The sequence below is a fragment of the Streptomyces sp. NPDC002133 genome, from assembly GCF_040296405.1.
Taxonomy (GTDB): domain Bacteria; phylum Actinomycetota; class Actinomycetes; order Streptomycetales; family Streptomycetaceae; genus Streptomyces.
Genome location: NZ_JBEOXF010000015.1, coordinates 62,745 through 76,721 on the forward strand (window position 1 = coordinate 62,745; position 13,977 = coordinate 76,721).

At 69.7% G+C, this 13,977-nt stretch carries 17 protein-coding genes and 1 pseudogene; 10 read left to right on the forward strand and 8 right to left on the reverse strand.

Features of this window, described 5'->3' with window-relative positions; all coding sequences use genetic code 11:
• Nucleotides 1-20: 20 nt before the first annotated feature.
• Nucleotides 21-746 carry an FG-GAP repeat domain-containing protein gene (locus ABT078_RS17660; RefSeq protein WP_351228602.1) on the reverse strand — a complete coding sequence of 242 codons (726 nt, stop codon included), beginning with the start codon at nucleotides 744-746 and terminating at the stop codon, nucleotides 21-23.
• 349 nt (nucleotides 747-1,095) lie between these two features.
• Between ABT078_RS17660 and ABT078_RS17665 the strand changes: the two genes are divergently transcribed.
• From ABT078_RS17665 to ABT078_RS17680, 4 genes are all read left to right on the forward strand, one after another.
• Entirely contained in the window at nucleotides 1,096-1,377 is a 282-nt protein-coding gene (locus ABT078_RS17665; protein WP_351228604.1) for a hypothetical protein, read from the forward strand.
• Nucleotides 1,378-1,387: 10 nt separating this feature from the next.
• Nucleotides 1,388-1,525 (forward strand): hypothetical protein, encoded by a 138-nt coding sequence (locus ABT078_RS17670; RefSeq protein WP_351228606.1) that lies wholly within the window; start codon nucleotides 1,388-1,390, stop codon nucleotides 1,523-1,525.
• Nucleotides 1,526-1,619: 94 nt separating this feature from the next.
• Nucleotides 1,620-1,763, forward strand: coding sequence for a hypothetical protein (locus ABT078_RS17675; RefSeq protein WP_351228608.1), 144 nt, complete (start codon nucleotides 1,620-1,622; stop codon nucleotides 1,761-1,763).
• 24 nt (nucleotides 1,764-1,787) lie between these two features.
• The gene (locus tag ABT078_RS17680; RefSeq protein WP_351228610.1) at nucleotides 1,788-2,498 is read left to right on the forward strand and encodes a hypothetical protein; all 711 of its coding nucleotides are present in this window, start codon (nucleotides 1,788-1,790) and stop codon (nucleotides 2,496-2,498) included.
• Nucleotides 2,499-2,502: 4 nt separating this feature from the next.
• Here ABT078_RS17680 and ABT078_RS17685 read toward each other — a convergent pair whose 3' ends face one another.
• Together ABT078_RS17685 and ABT078_RS17690 are read right to left on the reverse strand one after the other, a co-directional pair.
• On the reverse strand, nucleotides 2,503-3,123 hold the full coding sequence (locus tag ABT078_RS17685; RefSeq protein WP_351228612.1) for a hypothetical protein: 621 nt from the start codon (nucleotides 3,121-3,123) through the stop codon (nucleotides 2,503-2,505).
• Between the two features lie 625 nt (nucleotides 3,124-3,748).
• Nucleotides 3,749-4,264 carry a TetR/AcrR family transcriptional regulator gene (locus tag ABT078_RS17690; protein WP_351228614.1) on the reverse strand — a complete coding sequence of 172 codons (516 nt, stop codon included), beginning with the start codon at nucleotides 4,262-4,264 and terminating at the stop codon, nucleotides 3,749-3,751.
• A gap of 12 nt (nucleotides 4,265-4,276) precedes the next feature.
• Here ABT078_RS17690 and ABT078_RS17695 point away from each other — a divergent pair, with 12 nt between their 5' ends.
• Nucleotides 4,277-5,107 (forward strand): alpha/beta fold hydrolase, encoded by an 831-nt coding sequence (locus ABT078_RS17695; RefSeq protein ID WP_351228616.1) that lies wholly within the window; start codon nucleotides 4,277-4,279, stop codon nucleotides 5,105-5,107.
• A 269-nt stretch (nucleotides 5,108-5,376) separates the two neighbouring features.
• Here ABT078_RS17695 and ABT078_RS17700 read toward each other — a convergent pair whose 3' ends face one another.
• Nucleotides 5,377-5,736 (reverse strand): DUF6223 family protein, encoded by a 360-nt coding sequence (locus ABT078_RS17700; protein ID WP_351228618.1) that lies wholly within the window; start codon nucleotides 5,734-5,736, stop codon nucleotides 5,377-5,379.
• A 210-nt stretch (nucleotides 5,737-5,946) separates the two neighbouring features.
• Here ABT078_RS17700 and ABT078_RS17705 point away from each other — a divergent pair, with 210 nt between their 5' ends.
• Both ABT078_RS17705 and ABT078_RS17710 read left to right on the forward strand, forming a co-directional pair.
• Nucleotides 5,947-7,086, forward strand: coding sequence for a sensor histidine kinase (locus ABT078_RS17705; RefSeq protein ID WP_351228620.1), 1,140 nt, complete (start codon nucleotides 5,947-5,949; stop codon nucleotides 7,084-7,086).
• Entirely contained in the window at nucleotides 7,083-7,745 is a 663-nt protein-coding gene (locus ABT078_RS17710) for a response regulator (protein WP_351228622.1), read from the forward strand. The genes ABT078_RS17705 and ABT078_RS17710 overlap by 4 nt, the downstream gene beginning before the upstream one ends.
• Before the next feature lie 66 nt (nucleotides 7,746-7,811).
• Here ABT078_RS17710 and ABT078_RS17715 read toward each other — a convergent pair.
• Nucleotides 7,812-8,369, reverse strand: a pseudogene (locus ABT078_RS17715) (MerR family DNA-binding transcriptional regulator); the annotation flags it as partial.
• Here ABT078_RS17715 and ABT078_RS17720 point away from each other — a divergent pair.
• Nucleotides 8,368-8,580, forward strand: a complete 213-nt coding sequence (locus ABT078_RS17720) for a hypothetical protein (RefSeq protein WP_351228624.1) — start codon at nucleotides 8,368-8,370, stop codon at nucleotides 8,578-8,580. The pseudogene ABT078_RS17715 and the gene ABT078_RS17720 sit on opposite strands and share 2 nt — an antisense overlap.
• Nucleotides 8,581-8,738: 158 nt before the next feature.
• Here the strand turns inward: ABT078_RS17720 and ABT078_RS17725 are convergent, their stop codons facing one another.
• The 3 genes from ABT078_RS17725 to ABT078_RS17735 form a co-directional block, all read right to left on the reverse strand.
• Nucleotides 8,739-9,008, reverse strand: coding sequence for a hypothetical protein (locus tag ABT078_RS17725; protein ID WP_351228626.1), 270 nt, complete (start codon nucleotides 9,006-9,008; stop codon nucleotides 8,739-8,741).
• A gap of 630 nt (nucleotides 9,009-9,638) precedes the next feature.
• Nucleotides 9,639-10,043, reverse strand: a complete 405-nt coding sequence (locus ABT078_RS17730) for a VOC family protein (protein ID WP_351228628.1) — start codon at nucleotides 10,041-10,043, stop codon at nucleotides 9,639-9,641.
• A 348-nt stretch (nucleotides 10,044-10,391) separates the two neighbouring features.
• Nucleotides 10,392-11,975, reverse strand: coding sequence for a serine hydrolase domain-containing protein (locus ABT078_RS17735; protein ID WP_351228630.1), 1,584 nt, complete (start codon nucleotides 11,973-11,975; stop codon nucleotides 10,392-10,394).
• Nucleotides 11,976-12,085: 110 nt separating this feature from the next.
• Between ABT078_RS17735 and ABT078_RS17740 the strand changes: the two genes are divergently transcribed.
• Together ABT078_RS17740 and ABT078_RS17745 are read left to right on the forward strand one after the other, a co-directional pair.
• A complete protein-coding gene (locus tag ABT078_RS17740; RefSeq protein ID WP_351228632.1) occupies nucleotides 12,086-13,306 on the forward strand; it encodes a sensor histidine kinase in 1,221 nt (406 codons plus the stop codon).
• Complete coding sequence (locus ABT078_RS17745; protein WP_351228634.1) at nucleotides 13,297-13,944, forward strand: response regulator; 648 nt, start codon at nucleotides 13,297-13,299, stop codon at nucleotides 13,942-13,944. Before ABT078_RS17740 ends, ABT078_RS17745 begins: the two co-directional genes overlap by 10 nt.
• Nucleotides 13,945-13,977 lie beyond the last annotated feature (33 nt).

Sequence of the window (13,977 nt, forward strand, 5' to 3'; positions counted from 1 at the left end):
TCAGTGGGTGAACTGGCGCACTAGCGATCGTCGCAGGTGCCGTAGGCGAGGGCGTTGGGTTCGCGGTAGGGCCGGTCCGACACGCCATAGGAGTCGGTCTCCTTACGGCTTACGGACACGCCGCCCCTGTCCTGCCGGCCGATGTAGCGGGAGACGGAGCCGTCCCCGCCCGACTGGAAGACCTCCAGCTCGGCGCGGCCGTCGTGGTTGGTGTCGATGGCCCGTGCTTCGTGCACGAACGATGATGACCCAAGTCGGATGGTGCCGGTCCGGTCGCTGCTCAGGTCGCGCGCAAGAGGCCCATAATGCGCCTCGTGCACCACCATGTTGTCTCGCGGTGAGTCGCCCTCGTCGCGCTGACTGTAGAAGATGGCCAAGTCGAGGTAACCGTCGCCGTCGAAGTCGCCGAAGGCTCCCCGCGTCGCCATGTCGTCCTTCGATGCGCCTCGCAGCTTCTGCCAAAACCCGCGGGCATCGTCGACCCTGACGGTGGTCTGGTGATCGTCTCTCTGGAAGACGACTGAGGTGGTGCCCTCGTTGATCTCGTCCAGGTGTCCGTCCGCGTCTACGTCGGCGCGCAGGGTGAAGCCGTCGACGGCGCATATGGGCATGGGGGCGTGGTCTCCGGGTTGGGGCCCGGTGCCCAGCAGCAGCCACGTACCCCCGGCGATCACGACGAGACTGGCTCCGATGGCGGTGGTGAGACGCTGGCGACGTGTACGCGGTCGCGGCAGCGACGAGAGCATGCCCCGAGACGTGGGTTGCTTCGGGGCAGTAGAAAGCGGCACGCCAGGACCCTACTAGGATTGCGCCGCAGTGGGCAGATAGTCCGTCTCAGGTGCCGGCGGCAACCGCCGGGGGAGTGAAGAGCAGCACTCGCCCTCCTTCAGAGAGGACTGCACAACCTGAATCCTCGCTGGTCAGCGGTGCTGGCGTGAGAGACCGGTGGCGTACTCGCCCTGGTCGGGGGCGGGGTGTCTGGCGCGTAGATCATCTGACAGGTCGGGGATGGGGTTTCCGGCTTTGGCCGCACCTCGGGCGGCGGGGTTTCTACGATCGCGGGCGGGGGTGTCGCGTCATTTTCGGAGGGGAACCGTGTCGTCGCTGGAGAAGATCGCAGCTCGCCGCGCTGAGCTGGACCGGCTTGCCGAGACGCTGGCCAAACAGCTGGCTGAGGTGGACGCTGAACGAGAGGAACTCGCGGTCGCGGAGCGGGTGCTGCGGCGTCTGTACGAGCAGGAAGCCGAGTCGGCCACGGCCGGGCCGGACGCCGGTCCACCGCAGCGGGTGCAGGTCGCGGGTCGGTCGGTGCTGAAGGTGCCGCACTGCCGGGAGGCGCCGGATGCGTCCTGGCTGCCCGGTGACGACCAGCGGTGACGACCAGCGGATGCTTGAGATCGTGAAGGCCGCGGGCGGGCCGGTGATGGTCAAGGACGTCGGCGCCGAGCTGGGAATCGACGCCTCGGTGCCAGGCCGGCTGGAGCCGTTGCGGGGGAAGCTGTCGAAGCTGGCCGCCCGGGGCTGACTGCACAAACTACCCAACGGCACCTTCACCACCCGGCCGTGATCCGCGCCCGCCCGGCCGTAACCGGCGTGCCCCCGGCCAGGGTTGGGGAGGTATGCCTACAACCAAGACCCCGGCCGGGGACCATACCGAGCTTGCCTACCAGTGCCGGCTGCCGCTGTCCACTCAGACCATGCGCTGCCTGACCAGGCTGCTGAGCGCCCACTTGAAGAAGATCCGCTCCCGGTGGCGGAAGTGACCGACCGGCCAGATCACGGTGATCGTGCTGGCCGCACTGCGGCATGACCAGCGCCTGGCCGACCTCGCTGGCGGCAACCACGTCTCACGCTCCACTGTGGACCGGTGGCTGAGGGAGATGATCGAACTGCTCGCCGCGCGGGCAGCACGCCTGGAGCGCGTCCTGGCGAAAATCGCCCGCGAGGGTGGCAGCGTCGTGCTGCTCGACGGCTCGCTGATACCCACCCAGCGCCGCACCGGCATCCCGATGGGCCGCCGCTGGTCAGCCAAGCACAAACGGCACGGGCTGCTGGTCATCGCCCTGACCGACGTACAGGGACGGCTGTTGTGGACCTCCACCGTCCGCCCGGCCCGCGGCTCGGAGATCACCGCCTGCCGCCACGACGACCTGGTCGACCGGCTCCGCGAGGCTGGCCTCGCCGCGATCGCAACCTCGGCTTCGTCGGCCTGGACGACGACACCGGCGACCCCGCTTACCGACGACACTGAGATCGCCTGGAACGCGGGCGAGGTCCAGAGGTCGCGCTCGGCGCGAAGGACACCCTTTCCCTCGCCACCCGCGGGAAGAGATGCCAGGTGCCCCTCCCCGAGGCCGGCGCGTCTGAGAGAGGGAGGTTCGTGCCAACATCCGCATGGAATGGGCGACTTGGGGTCGAGCGTGAGGATCGAGGCTTGGCACGGTGCCCCGGCAGCGCCGCGAGTGTGCCCGGAGTCACTGGGGGAACGGATGACCTGAGTGGTCACGGCTGGGATCGGATCACCGCGACGCAGCACAGCGCCGCGAGGGCCAGAGTCGCCGCCGCCGGCCCCGCGAGGGCCTCGGTGGCGGTGGCAGGAAGGATACGGTCGGTCGGCGGGACGGCGTCCTCCGGGTCGAAGACCATCGTGAGGTGCTGGCTTGTGCGCGCGGTGGCGCCACACGTGCGCCAGGCTTCGGTCGGGACCGGGCTGCCGTCAAGGAGGCGTACCGAGCAGGAGTTCTTGACGTAGTTCCGTCCCTCGTAGCGGTGGACGTGGACCTCGGTCACCACCACCGTACGGCTCTCGCCGCGGGCCGCGAGGACGGCCTGCGCGGTCTGGCCCGGTATCCACCAGGCAAGGGCCCCGCCGAACAGGGCGACCGCGGCGGCCAGGACACGTCCCGCGTTCGTCGAGAGGAGATACCAGCCGGCGGCCAGGCCTACGACGACACCGACTACGGTGCCCACCGTGTCGACGCCGGTCAGTACACCCGTCACCGCGGCACCCGCGACCAAACCGGCGGTTACGATGCCTACGACGACGCCCTCCACCACCAGCCGGACCGGCGGCCGTCCGGAGAAGTTTGCCGGGCCCAGCAGGAACGCCTCGTTGTCAGACATGCTGCTCCATTCGTCGTTCGGTACCGTGCGACCATTCGTCCTCGGATTTCATGGCCGATCCGCCCAGGATGTCCACCTACCCGTGGGCCGACCGCCATATCGGCGCCGACGCCGGTGCCCGCGAGCTGGTTGAAGCCGTCCGCGTTGGTTCAGACGTTGTCGAGGCTGGCGAAGGCTCCGGTGCCGACCGGCGGATCATGGCTCTCCGTGAAGCCGCTGTCGTAGTCGCCGTTGGGCGTAGTGGTCGGCAATATGGATCTTGTCGATGACGAACCCTGCCTGAGCTCGAGGCCCGGTGTCGGATCCAGTTTGCGGGGGCTGCCGCCGTCGGCCGGACAGTCGCACCCCTATCCGACAAGAAGTGGTCTGACCAGCCGCACCTGCCCGCAGCAAGGCGGTGTCGTCGATCGAGTCGCCCCCGGCCGGCTCCGCCCCGACGACCGTCAGCGCCTTCGCTCCGCCGTGAGCTCCGTGGGACTGCAAGTGCACACGGCTCTCGACAAGTTCTGCCAGGGGTCAGCTTGGCAAGAAGCGCGGGGTCAGCAACCCGGCGCACGGCACGAGGTTCGACTCGTCGAAACTCACCGGCACACGGCCCAGTCGCGGGCCTGCTGGTCAGCAGGGGTCAGTGCGCCGCTGCCGGTTCGACCGGGACGGTCACGCCGTGTGCGCCGAGCAGCATCCGTGCGGTCGTGTGCACGCTGTCAAGGAACGGCAGGCACCGCACCGTCGTGTGCGTCATCGCGCCGTCGAACAGAATGACCAGCTGCTCCGCGAGCAGATCGGGGCTCTCGGCCCCGGCAGCCTCCGCATACGTGGCGAAATACTCGTGCAGCTGGTTCTTGTAGGCGACCGCCTCCGCACGCAGGGGATGGGCCGGGTCGCATATCTCTGCGCTCGCATTGAGCACCGGGCAGCCGCGGAAGCCCGGTTCCGTGGCTGCCCGCTGAGAGGCGACGAACACCTCCAGGATGGCCTCTGCCGGAGACGCACACGCCTCGGCGGGCGGCAGCACCAGCTCGAGGAACTTGTCCGTGGCCACCGGGAGGTAGGCGGCGATCAAGTCGTCCTTGCTCGGGAAACGCTGATAGAGGCTCCGCTTGGAGACCCCGGCCGCCGCCGCGATCAGGTCGACACCCATGGGGTCGGCAAGATGTCCGCAACGAACACCCCCACCAAGTCCGTGCAGGTCGACGGCACCCCCTTCCCCTACCGTGAGCTCGGCGACGGCAACGGTGTCCCCCTGGTGCTGCTGCACCACGTGACCGCGGTCCTGGACGACTGGGACCCCGCCGTCCTTGACGGCCTCGCGACCGAGCGGCGCGTGATCGCGGTGGACCTGCGCGGCGTCGGCCGTTCCGGCGGTACCACTCCCGACAACTTCGAGGCCATGGCCGACGACGTCGCCGCCTTCCTCGACGCCCTCGGCCTGGACAAGGTCGACCTGCTCGGCTTCTCCCTCGGCGGGATCGTTGCCCAGGTCACCACCCTGCGGTACCCCGACCGGGTGCGCCGTATCGTCCTGGCCGGCACCACGCCCGCCAACCTGGAGGGACCCGCGGGCATGGGCGCCGTCCTGCAGGAGGCCATCGGCAAGGCCGGCGCCGAGGGCAGGCACCCCAAGCACCACCTCTTCTTCGAGCAGCACCCCGCCGGCCAGGCCGACGCGTTCCTCAACCGCCTGAACCAGCGCACCGACGAGGACCGTGACGCCCCGATCTCCAACGAAGCCGTCGGCGCCCAGCTCACCGCACTCGCCAAGTGGGAGCAGAGCAACACCTCCGAGGACCTGGCCGCCGTGCAGCAGCCCGCCCTGGTCGTCAACGGCGACAACGACGCGATGTGGCCGGCCGCCAGCACCGTCCGCCTCGCCGAACTGCTGCCCAACGCCAAGCTCTCCATCTACCCCGACTCCGGCCACGGCGCCCTCTTCCAGTACCACGAGGTCTTCGTGCAGCAGGTGCTCGACTTTCTTCGCGGCTGACCCGATACGGCATCGTGAACGACTGCGCCGTGCGGCCGAACCGGTCAGAGCTGCCCTCCTCAGGACGGCGACCGAAGGCCCACGGCCCGTTCTCGCGCCCCGCGCCGGACCGGGCGTGGCGCCAGGGCAGGGCCTGCCCTTCCACTCGGGCCGCGAAGTCCCGTCACGCGCTTCACCACTGCCGCCACGCCCGGAGAGGCGCACAGGGGTACCGTGACATGCAATAAGAGGGACCCTGCGGCGTAGACCAGAGCTCGTACGCGCTGCGGTCAGCCGGTCGCTACGGTGCGGCGGGAACGGGTCAGCGCGCGGCGGCCGAGGAACATGGCGAGCAGCCCCAACGGGATGGCCACGATGGCTCCGACGAGCCCGTTGCCGGTGCCGGGACCACCGCTGGAGGTGGCCAGGTGCAGCACTGCGAGGAACGTGCCGACCAGCCCCACCGTCATGGCTGACATGGCTCCGGCACGCGCGTTGCCGGTGTTGATACGGCTGGCGACGCGGGCCAGGGCCAGCCAGCCGATGGCCACGCCGAGCAGCCCTACCCCGAGGGCCAGGTTGGCCCCGGTCCGCCCGTCGCCGATGACTCCGCCCTCGACGGCCACCATCAGGGCTTGTGCTGTGCTCATGACGCTCTCCTCCTTCGTACCCGGCAAGTTCCTGGATTTCGCTGTGACTTGAGAATGTCTGCCGACTGCACCGTCGGTCGTCCCGCAGACGCAGGCACTTTGCGCTGCCGCGGGTGCGGCAGGCGCGGCGAAAAGTACTGCGTGTGCGGTAGGTGGCCGCTCGTCCGCGAGCGGGACTTGCCCGCAGCGACATCCGGCTAGGGTGCGCGCATGGACATAGGACGGTTCGGTGGGCGGTTCCGTGTCCCGGCCGGTGTCGGAGACTGGGCGGTCGCCCTCGGCGTGGCGGTCCTGCTGCTGGGCACCGGGCTGTCCGGGGAGCACCCCAACACGGACCCTGACGTGCTCGGCTACGCACTTCTTGCGGCCGGCGGCCTGGCGCTGGCCGCGCGTCGCCGCGCTCCGTTGGCCGTCTTGGCCGTCACCGGGCTGTGCGCGGTGGGGTATCAGGCGGCCGGCTTCCACGTGCTCTCCGTCGCGTACCTGGTCGCGGTGTACGCGGCCGTGAGGGCCGGGCACCGCGCCCTCACCGTGGCGGCGTCCGTGACCTTGCTGGCCGTTCTCCACCTCACTGCCTTGCTCCTGCGCGATGGGCCTGCGAGCGAGGCGTTGGCGCAGGCCCGACACGTTCTCGAGATTGCCTGGTTGATCGCCGCGTTTGCCGCGGGTGAGGCGCTGCGCCAGGCCGAGCGGCGGGCAGACGAAGCCGAGCGAGCCCGGGAGGAGACCGCGCGACGCCGCGCCGACGAGGAGCGGCTGCACATCGCGCGAGAGCTGCACGACTCGCTCACCCACCAGATCTCGATCATCAAGGTGCAGGCGGAAGTCGCCGTCCACGTGGCCCGCAGGCGCGGCGAACACGTCTCCGAAGCCCTGCTGGCGATCCAGGAAGCTGGACGGGAGGCGACCCGGGAACTGCGCGCCACCCTGGAAGCGCTGCGCGACGACGACACCGCCCCGCCCCGCGGGCTCGACCACATTCCGGACCTGGTGGAGCAGGCGAGCAGGGCCGGGCTGGAGGCGACGCTGATCATCGAGGGACCGCGGCCCGACGTGCCGGCGGCAGTGGGCCGCACCGCCTACCGGATCGTGCAGGAGTCACTGACCAACATCGCCCGTCACGCCTCGGCCGCGACCGCTTCGGTCCGCATCGCATACCGGGCCGACTCACTCGCCATCCAGGTCGACGACGACGGCAAGGCCACCCCGGACACGGCGGTGACGCCCGGCCTGGGGCTGCTCGGGATGCGCGAACGTGTCACCGCCCTCGGCGGCCGACTGCACGCCGGCCCGTGCGGCGAGCGAGGCTTCACCGTCCAGGCCGAACTCCCCGTGGAGCGAGAGTCATGATCCGTGTCCTGCTGGTCGACGACCAGCCCCTCATCCGCAGCGGATTCCGTGCACTGCTCGACCTCGAAGACGACATCGAGGTGGTGGCCGAGGCCGCCGACGGCGAGGCGGGCCTGGCGCTCACCCAGCAGCATCTGCCGGACGTTGCGCTGATCGACATCCAGATGCCGGTCGTCGACGGCATCGAGGCCACCCGACGCATCGTCGCCGACCCGGCCCTCGCCCAGGTGCACGTCGTCATCCTCACCAACTACGGCATGGACGAGTACGTCCTCGACGCGCTGCGCGCCGGAGCCGCCGGATTCCTCGTCAAGGACATCGTCCCGGAAGACCTCCTGCACGCCGTACGCGTCGCCGCTCGCGGCGACGCCCTCCTCGCACCCTCCATCACCCGCAAACTGATCAACCGGTACGTCACCCAGCCGCTCCCTGCTCACGGCGGCACCGGGCTGGACGAGCTGACCAGCCGCGAACGCGAAGCCGTCGCCTTGGTCGCGCACGGCCTGTCCAACGACGAGATCGCCGACCGCATGGTGATCAGCCCGCTGACCGCGAAGACCCACATCAACCGGGCCATGACCAAACTCCACGCCCGCGACCGCGCCCAACTCGTGGTACTCGCCTACGAATCCGGCCTCGTGACTCCGCGCAACTCCTGACATCCATGGGCCCGTCAAGAATGCCTGCGGCCTGCTGACCTCTGGCCGGGACAGCGGCGGGACCCGGCTGATCAGGGCGCATCGTACGGCGGCCTCGTCATAGACGCGGTACCCGGTCCGCGGGTCGCGGCGCGGGCGCACCAGCCCGGCGCGCTCCCATTTGCGCAGCGTCGCGGGCCGGACTCCTAGCTTCCCTGCCAGCGGCCCGATGAACGTGTCGCCGGGCCCGGACACCGCGGCTGGCTCGGACCCCACACCCGGCTCGGGCGCCGTGGTGGGCTCCAGGTCGCGGAGGGCGCTCTCCACGGCCTGGAGGGTCCGCCGGTCATCGAGGAGCTGGGCGTGGCTCTCGTCGATGAGATGGAACGCCCCATCGACCGCGCCCTGGTTCACGGGCCGCATGATCGACGTCGCCGTCTGGTGGCCGTGGCCGGGCACCAGGGCAAGAAACGCACGCAGGGCCTGGGCGTGTAGCGGGGTGTAGGTGCAGCCGTGGGGTGTGCGACCGGCGGCCGGAAGGATGCCGGCCTCCTCGTAGTTCCTGATCGCCTGCGTGGACAGACCGTGCTCGCGCGCCAGATCAACCGGCCTGAGGCGTTCGCCGTTTTGAAGGTTTCGCCCCATGGGGGGCCGACGACAGTTCGCCACCGCCCACGCGGCCGCGGCCGGCGCCACCCGGTGGCAGACCGAGGCGCTGGCCACCCTGTTCAGCATCGCGGACGCGATCCAGCCCGCCAGCGAGACCGGCTACATCAACGGACAGCACCGGGCCCAGGCCATGCTGGAGGCAGGCGTACGCCGCACCGTCGTCTTGCAGCACGTCGACGAGACGTAACCCCCCGGTCGCCCGGCTTCCACTGGTTCCGCCTCCGTGCCGAAGCCCCGGCCCACGACCGGTCGGCGCGGCCGCTCGCCGGCGCGCAACGGCTTCGCCGGGCGCAGGCCGACACTGGCGACATCGACGCCGCCCTCGTCCGGGCCCGGACCGTCTTCTCAGCGGGACAGCCAGTGCCGCTCGACGAGTGGCTCGCCTCCCTGGTACCGGTGCCACAGCAGGGGACCGACGCCCGCGCAGGCGGGGATCCCGGGTGCGGGCAGCGGTGGGCGGCTGGCTCGTGCGGCCTCATCGGCCACCAGTCGGGCGAAGTTGGCCCGGTACTCCTCACTGCCCCGGTAGCCCTGCTCGACGTCGGCGAGGACCTGCCGCAGGGGGTAGGCGCGCACCTCGATCCGGCCGCGGCGGGTGAGACGGTGGCGGGACACGCCCAGCCGCCGGGTGTGCCGTTTCAGCAGGAATGCATGACGTGTCGGAACGGCGGCTCTCTGACCTGTGGGGATGCATTTTGTGAGAAAGGGGCGAATCGGCGACTCTCCGTCGTTGACGCGCTGTATGGCCCCTGAGCTGGGCGGCTGCATCTTCTGAGAGAGATCGCAGAAGCATGGAGACGACGCTCTTGGCGGCTGGAACCGCACGGCCGGGTTCTGAGTGATGGCGGCCAAGGACCACGGCGTGGCCATCCCATCGCCGCGGGGCCTTCGGCCACGGACAGGTTGTCCGGCGGCGAGTTGCCTCGCCTCGGTCAGTGCGGCGTTTTTCACCGCCCGACTCCGATGCTGTGCGTCCCCACGTGACGAGCAGCGCCGGCGGACAAGGATCTGTCGAATCTCTCTGATCAATCATCTGTGCTTGGACACCGAAGTGCGGGACGTGGGACTGCACGGGATGACGAGCACGCATGACGCGCAACCGTAAGAGGAAGATGGCCATCCGGGCCGAGGCGGATGGCGGCGGCCATGCCTGCGCCGCCCGCCTCCACGCATCCGCCCCCCAAGAGATCCTGACGGCTGACATCCAGAACCGGCAGAGGCTCGTGCGGTCTCAATCTCTGGGGGTCAGGAGTTGGTCCAGCTGCGGGTACTGAGGACCAACCGATAGCCGTCCGGGTCTTCGATGCTGGCACCCCAGGTGTCCCAGTAGGGGTTTCGAGCCTGCACGCGCTTGCCGCCATGGGCTTCCAGGCGGGAGAGCAGCGTTTGCGGTACTTGCTCGTCGAGGTAGACGACGAGCAGGTCTTCTTCGGTAGGCCTCGGATCAACGGCGGTGTCGTGGACGAGTTCAAGGTGCCAGGAGGCGTCTGGCCAGCCGACCATCAACAGATCGTGTTTGTCCGGGCTGCCTGCGTTCTCCGCTCGGAACAGTACGCTCAGACCGAGCCCGCTGACCCAGAAGTGTTCCGCCGCGGCGAGGTCACGCGACGGCCGGGCGATGCGGATGTGGCTCTGGCCGGTGGCGGGCATGGAACGCTCCTCGTCATTGGTTATGTCCTGGCTGAGGCAGCGTATGTAGGGGTGACCCCCGCGGCATCGGCCCAAAGGTTCAGGATCGATCGATCGTGAGTCCTACGACCGTGAGCCGAGCAGGTTCCGAACAGTGCTCGTACTGGATCACTCACCTGGATGTGCCCGACCGGCGGACGTCGCCCTCGCCCTGACCAGCCCTTGCGCCACACCTGCCGCGGCCGCCGTCCAGGTCCCGGTATTGAGGCTGGTGCCGTGTGCCCCGATGTGGGCGGAGGTCCGCCCGAACCCTTCCGGGACCGCGTGTCACCTGCCCGTCGGTATTGGCCTCGTGGTGGGGATCAGGCGTCAGGCGGGGCGGAGGGCCTCATGCTCGTCCCCTGTGCCGAGTGGTTCGTCGCCCTCGTCGCCCTCGTCGCCCTCGGCCCCGTGCCGGGCGTGTTGGCGGTAGCGGAACAGGGCGAGGGCCCGGGCGGTGATGACCGAGATGGAGGCGAGGCCACCGGCCGCTGCGCATACGACCAGGGCCGGCCAGGCGTAGGTGGTCTGTGCCAGGGTTCCGGACCGGTTCATCAGCAGGCCCAGAAGCGAGGCGAGTTGGGTGAGGAGGAGGACCGGGAGCGCATGGGGCAGCAACCACAGGGCTGTACGCCACCACGGTCGCTGAGCGGTGTGCCGCGCCCATCGATGGGCCCGGAGGACGCCCCGGATGCCGAGGCCCGTCGCCAGTAGGGTCAGCGCCGCCAGGGCCCAGTCGGCCGTCATCGAGAAGGGCTGTGCCACCTCGGGGCTCTTGCCCCGCGCGAGGTCGACGAGGCCCAGCGAGATCTGGGCGGCGTCGTCTCCGGAGATCATGCCGGTGTTGGTGACGACCGCGATGCCGACCCTGCCGCAGGGCAGCAGGGTAGCCGTGGAGTTGTGGGTCAGGAGCTGGCCGTTGTGCTGGATTTCCTCGGTCTCGTCGTCGTGCCGGTACCGTGCCCAGCCCATCGCGTAGTCCGTGTCGCCCGGCACTTCCGGTGGGGTGTGCATGAGCCGGACGGTGCGTGCGGCGGCGATGCGGCGGCCGTCGGCTGACATGCCCTGGTTGTTCTGGGCGATCAGCCACTGGGCGAGGTCGTCCGCGGTCGTGACGACACCATGGCTGCCGGCGGCGAACCAGCGGGGGTGAGCACGGGAGAGCGTTGTGCCGTAGGCGCGGACATAGCCGCGGACCTGGTCGGGCATCTCGGTGGTCGTGTTGACGGATGCGGTGTGAGTCATGCTCAGCGGCTTGAAGAGCTTGGCGGACAGGTAGTCTGCGAAAGGCTGTCCGCTGACCACCTCGACCAGGCGGGCCGCGACGAAGTAGTTGGGGTTGTGGTAACGGTGCCGGGTGCCCGGCGTGGTGGCGAGGTGCGCCTCACGCATCGCGGCGACGGCCTCCTTGAGGGTGTGCGGTTGGGCGCGGGTCAGATCCGGGTAGGCGGAGTCGGCCATACCGGAGGTCTGCGTCAGGACCTGCCGGACGGTGATCTCCTGGGAACGCCGGTCGGCCATGGTGAACTCGGGCAGATAGCGGTGCACAGGCTGGTCCAGGTCGACTTTGCCCGCCTCGACCAGTTGCATGACGGCGAGTGCGGTCATGGACTTCGACAGTGATGCCACAGGCAGGCGGGTCCGCTCCGTCATGGACTGTCTGGACGCGGTGTGCCCATACCCCGCGGTGTGGACAACCCGGTCACCCTTGGTCACGGCGACCACCGCGCCCGGCAGACGGGTCTGCTCCAGGTAGTCGTGTACGAATCGGTCGATCGAGGCCGCATCCAAGGTGGCGGTGGACTGTGCGGCCGAGGAGGCCGGTACGGCAGCAGCGGCGATCGCGATACCGAGCGCGGCCACCACTGTGCCGAGTCGGCGACCCGTACCGGCATGGACAGTGAACAGCTTCATGGAACCCAGTGCACCGGTCCATCCCCCTTCGGCGCACTGGCGCACACGCGAGTCCAGGGGGTAGTGCTTGCACTACTGCTTCAAGATCTCCGGCTCGCTAGGGTTGAAAGGTGCGACATCGGACCGCCTGGCAGGCGCTCGGCCAGAACCCGCTGAAGGTGCTCGGCTCCAGCTGGCCCTGGCGGTCCTTGGCATACCTGCTGTCCGGTGTCGTCTTCGGTGCCGTCACCAGCGTCGTCCTCGTGGTCTCGCTCGTCGCGGGAATCGTCTCGCTGGTGATGTTGGTCGGGGCGCTGATCCTGCTAGGTGTGGCACTGTCCGGCGTCGCCGTCACACGCTTCGAGCGGTGGCGCCTGCGCCTGGTGGACCTGGACCCGGTGCCGGACCCGCACCGGGCTCCCGAACGCGCGGGACTCGTCGGATGGGTGCGAACCCGGCTGCGGGAGCCGGCGACCTGGCGCGAGCTGGGCTTCACGGCGGTGTCGGCGACCGCTCTGTGGTGGATGGACTTCCTCGTCCTGGCCTTCGCCCTGGTCGTCCCCGTGCTGGTGATGACGTCGCCTCTCGACGATCCCGGCGCCTGGCCGCTGGTGATCGTAGGTCTCTGCCTGCTCGCCGCCGCGCCGTACACCATCACCGCCTGGGCCGGCGCGAGGGCCGCGGTCACGCGTCTCATGCTGGCGCCGCGCGACAGCGAACTGGGCCGCGCGCTCACCGACGTACAGGCCTCCAGGGCCCGGCTGGTCGATGCCTTCGATGCGGAGCGGCGCCGGATCGAGCGGGACCTGCACGACGGGGCCCAGCAGCGGCTGGTCTCCCTCAATGTGATGCTCGGCCTGGCCGCCCTCGACACAGAGCCGGACTCACCGCTGGCCGGACAACTCGCCGAGGCTCAGGAGCAGGTCGGGCTCGCTGTCGACGAGTTGCGTGAACTCAGTCGTGGCGTTCATCCGAAGGCCCTCACCGACCACGGCCTGGCCGCAGCGGTCGAGAACCTCTCGGCTCGCTCCGCCATGTCCGTCACGGTCGACATCCGTCTGCCACGTCGGCTGCCGCTCTCCGTGGACACCACGGCGTACTTCGTGATCGCCGAAGCCCTGACCAACACCACCAGGCACAGCAAGGCGACCCGAGTTGAGGTGCACGCCCGCCTGCACACCGACATCCTCGCTCTCTCCATCAGCGACAACGGCATCGGAGGTGCTTCCCCGGAGGCGGGCACCGGGCTGATCGGCCTGGCCGACCGCGTCGCCGCCGCGGACGGCAGACTCCGTATCTCCAGCCCGCCGGGCGGGCCTACCCTTGTTCATGTGGAGCTGCCGTGTCGCTGACCGTCGTAGTGGCCGAGGACTCGGTGCTGATGCGGGACGGCCTCGTCGGCGTGCTCACCCGCTTCGGTCACCAGGTGCTCGCCGCCGTCGGCGACGCGGATGCCCTGATCACCGCAGCGCGGGAGCACGACCCCGACATCGTCGTCACCGATGTCCGTATGCCACCGGACAACACCGACGACGGCCTGCGCGCTGCCGTCGCCCTGCGCCACGAGCGCCCCACCCTGCCGGTCCTGGTACTCAGCCAGTACATCGAGCAGTCCTACGCCACCCACCTGCTCGACCTGGGCAGCGACACCGGGGTCGGCTACCTCCTCAAGGATCGAGTCGGCGCCGTCGGGGAGTTCGTCGACGCGGTCGCCCAGGTCGCCGCGGGCGCGACGGTCGTGGACCCCGAAGTGGTCCGCCAACTCCTCAACCGCCGCCGCGATCCCCTGCAACGCCTCACCCCACGAGAGCGCGAGGTCCTTGCACTGATGGCCGGGGGGCGCACCAACGCCGCCATCGCCCGCGAGCTGTACGTCACCGAAGCAGCAGTCAACAAGCACGTCAGCAACATCCTCCAGAAACTTGACCTCCACCTCGACGGCCAGGGACACCGCCGCGTCCTCGCCGTCCTCACCTATCTCCGCGCATGACCGGCGACGAGCGGGTGCCAACCGTTTGGTGAG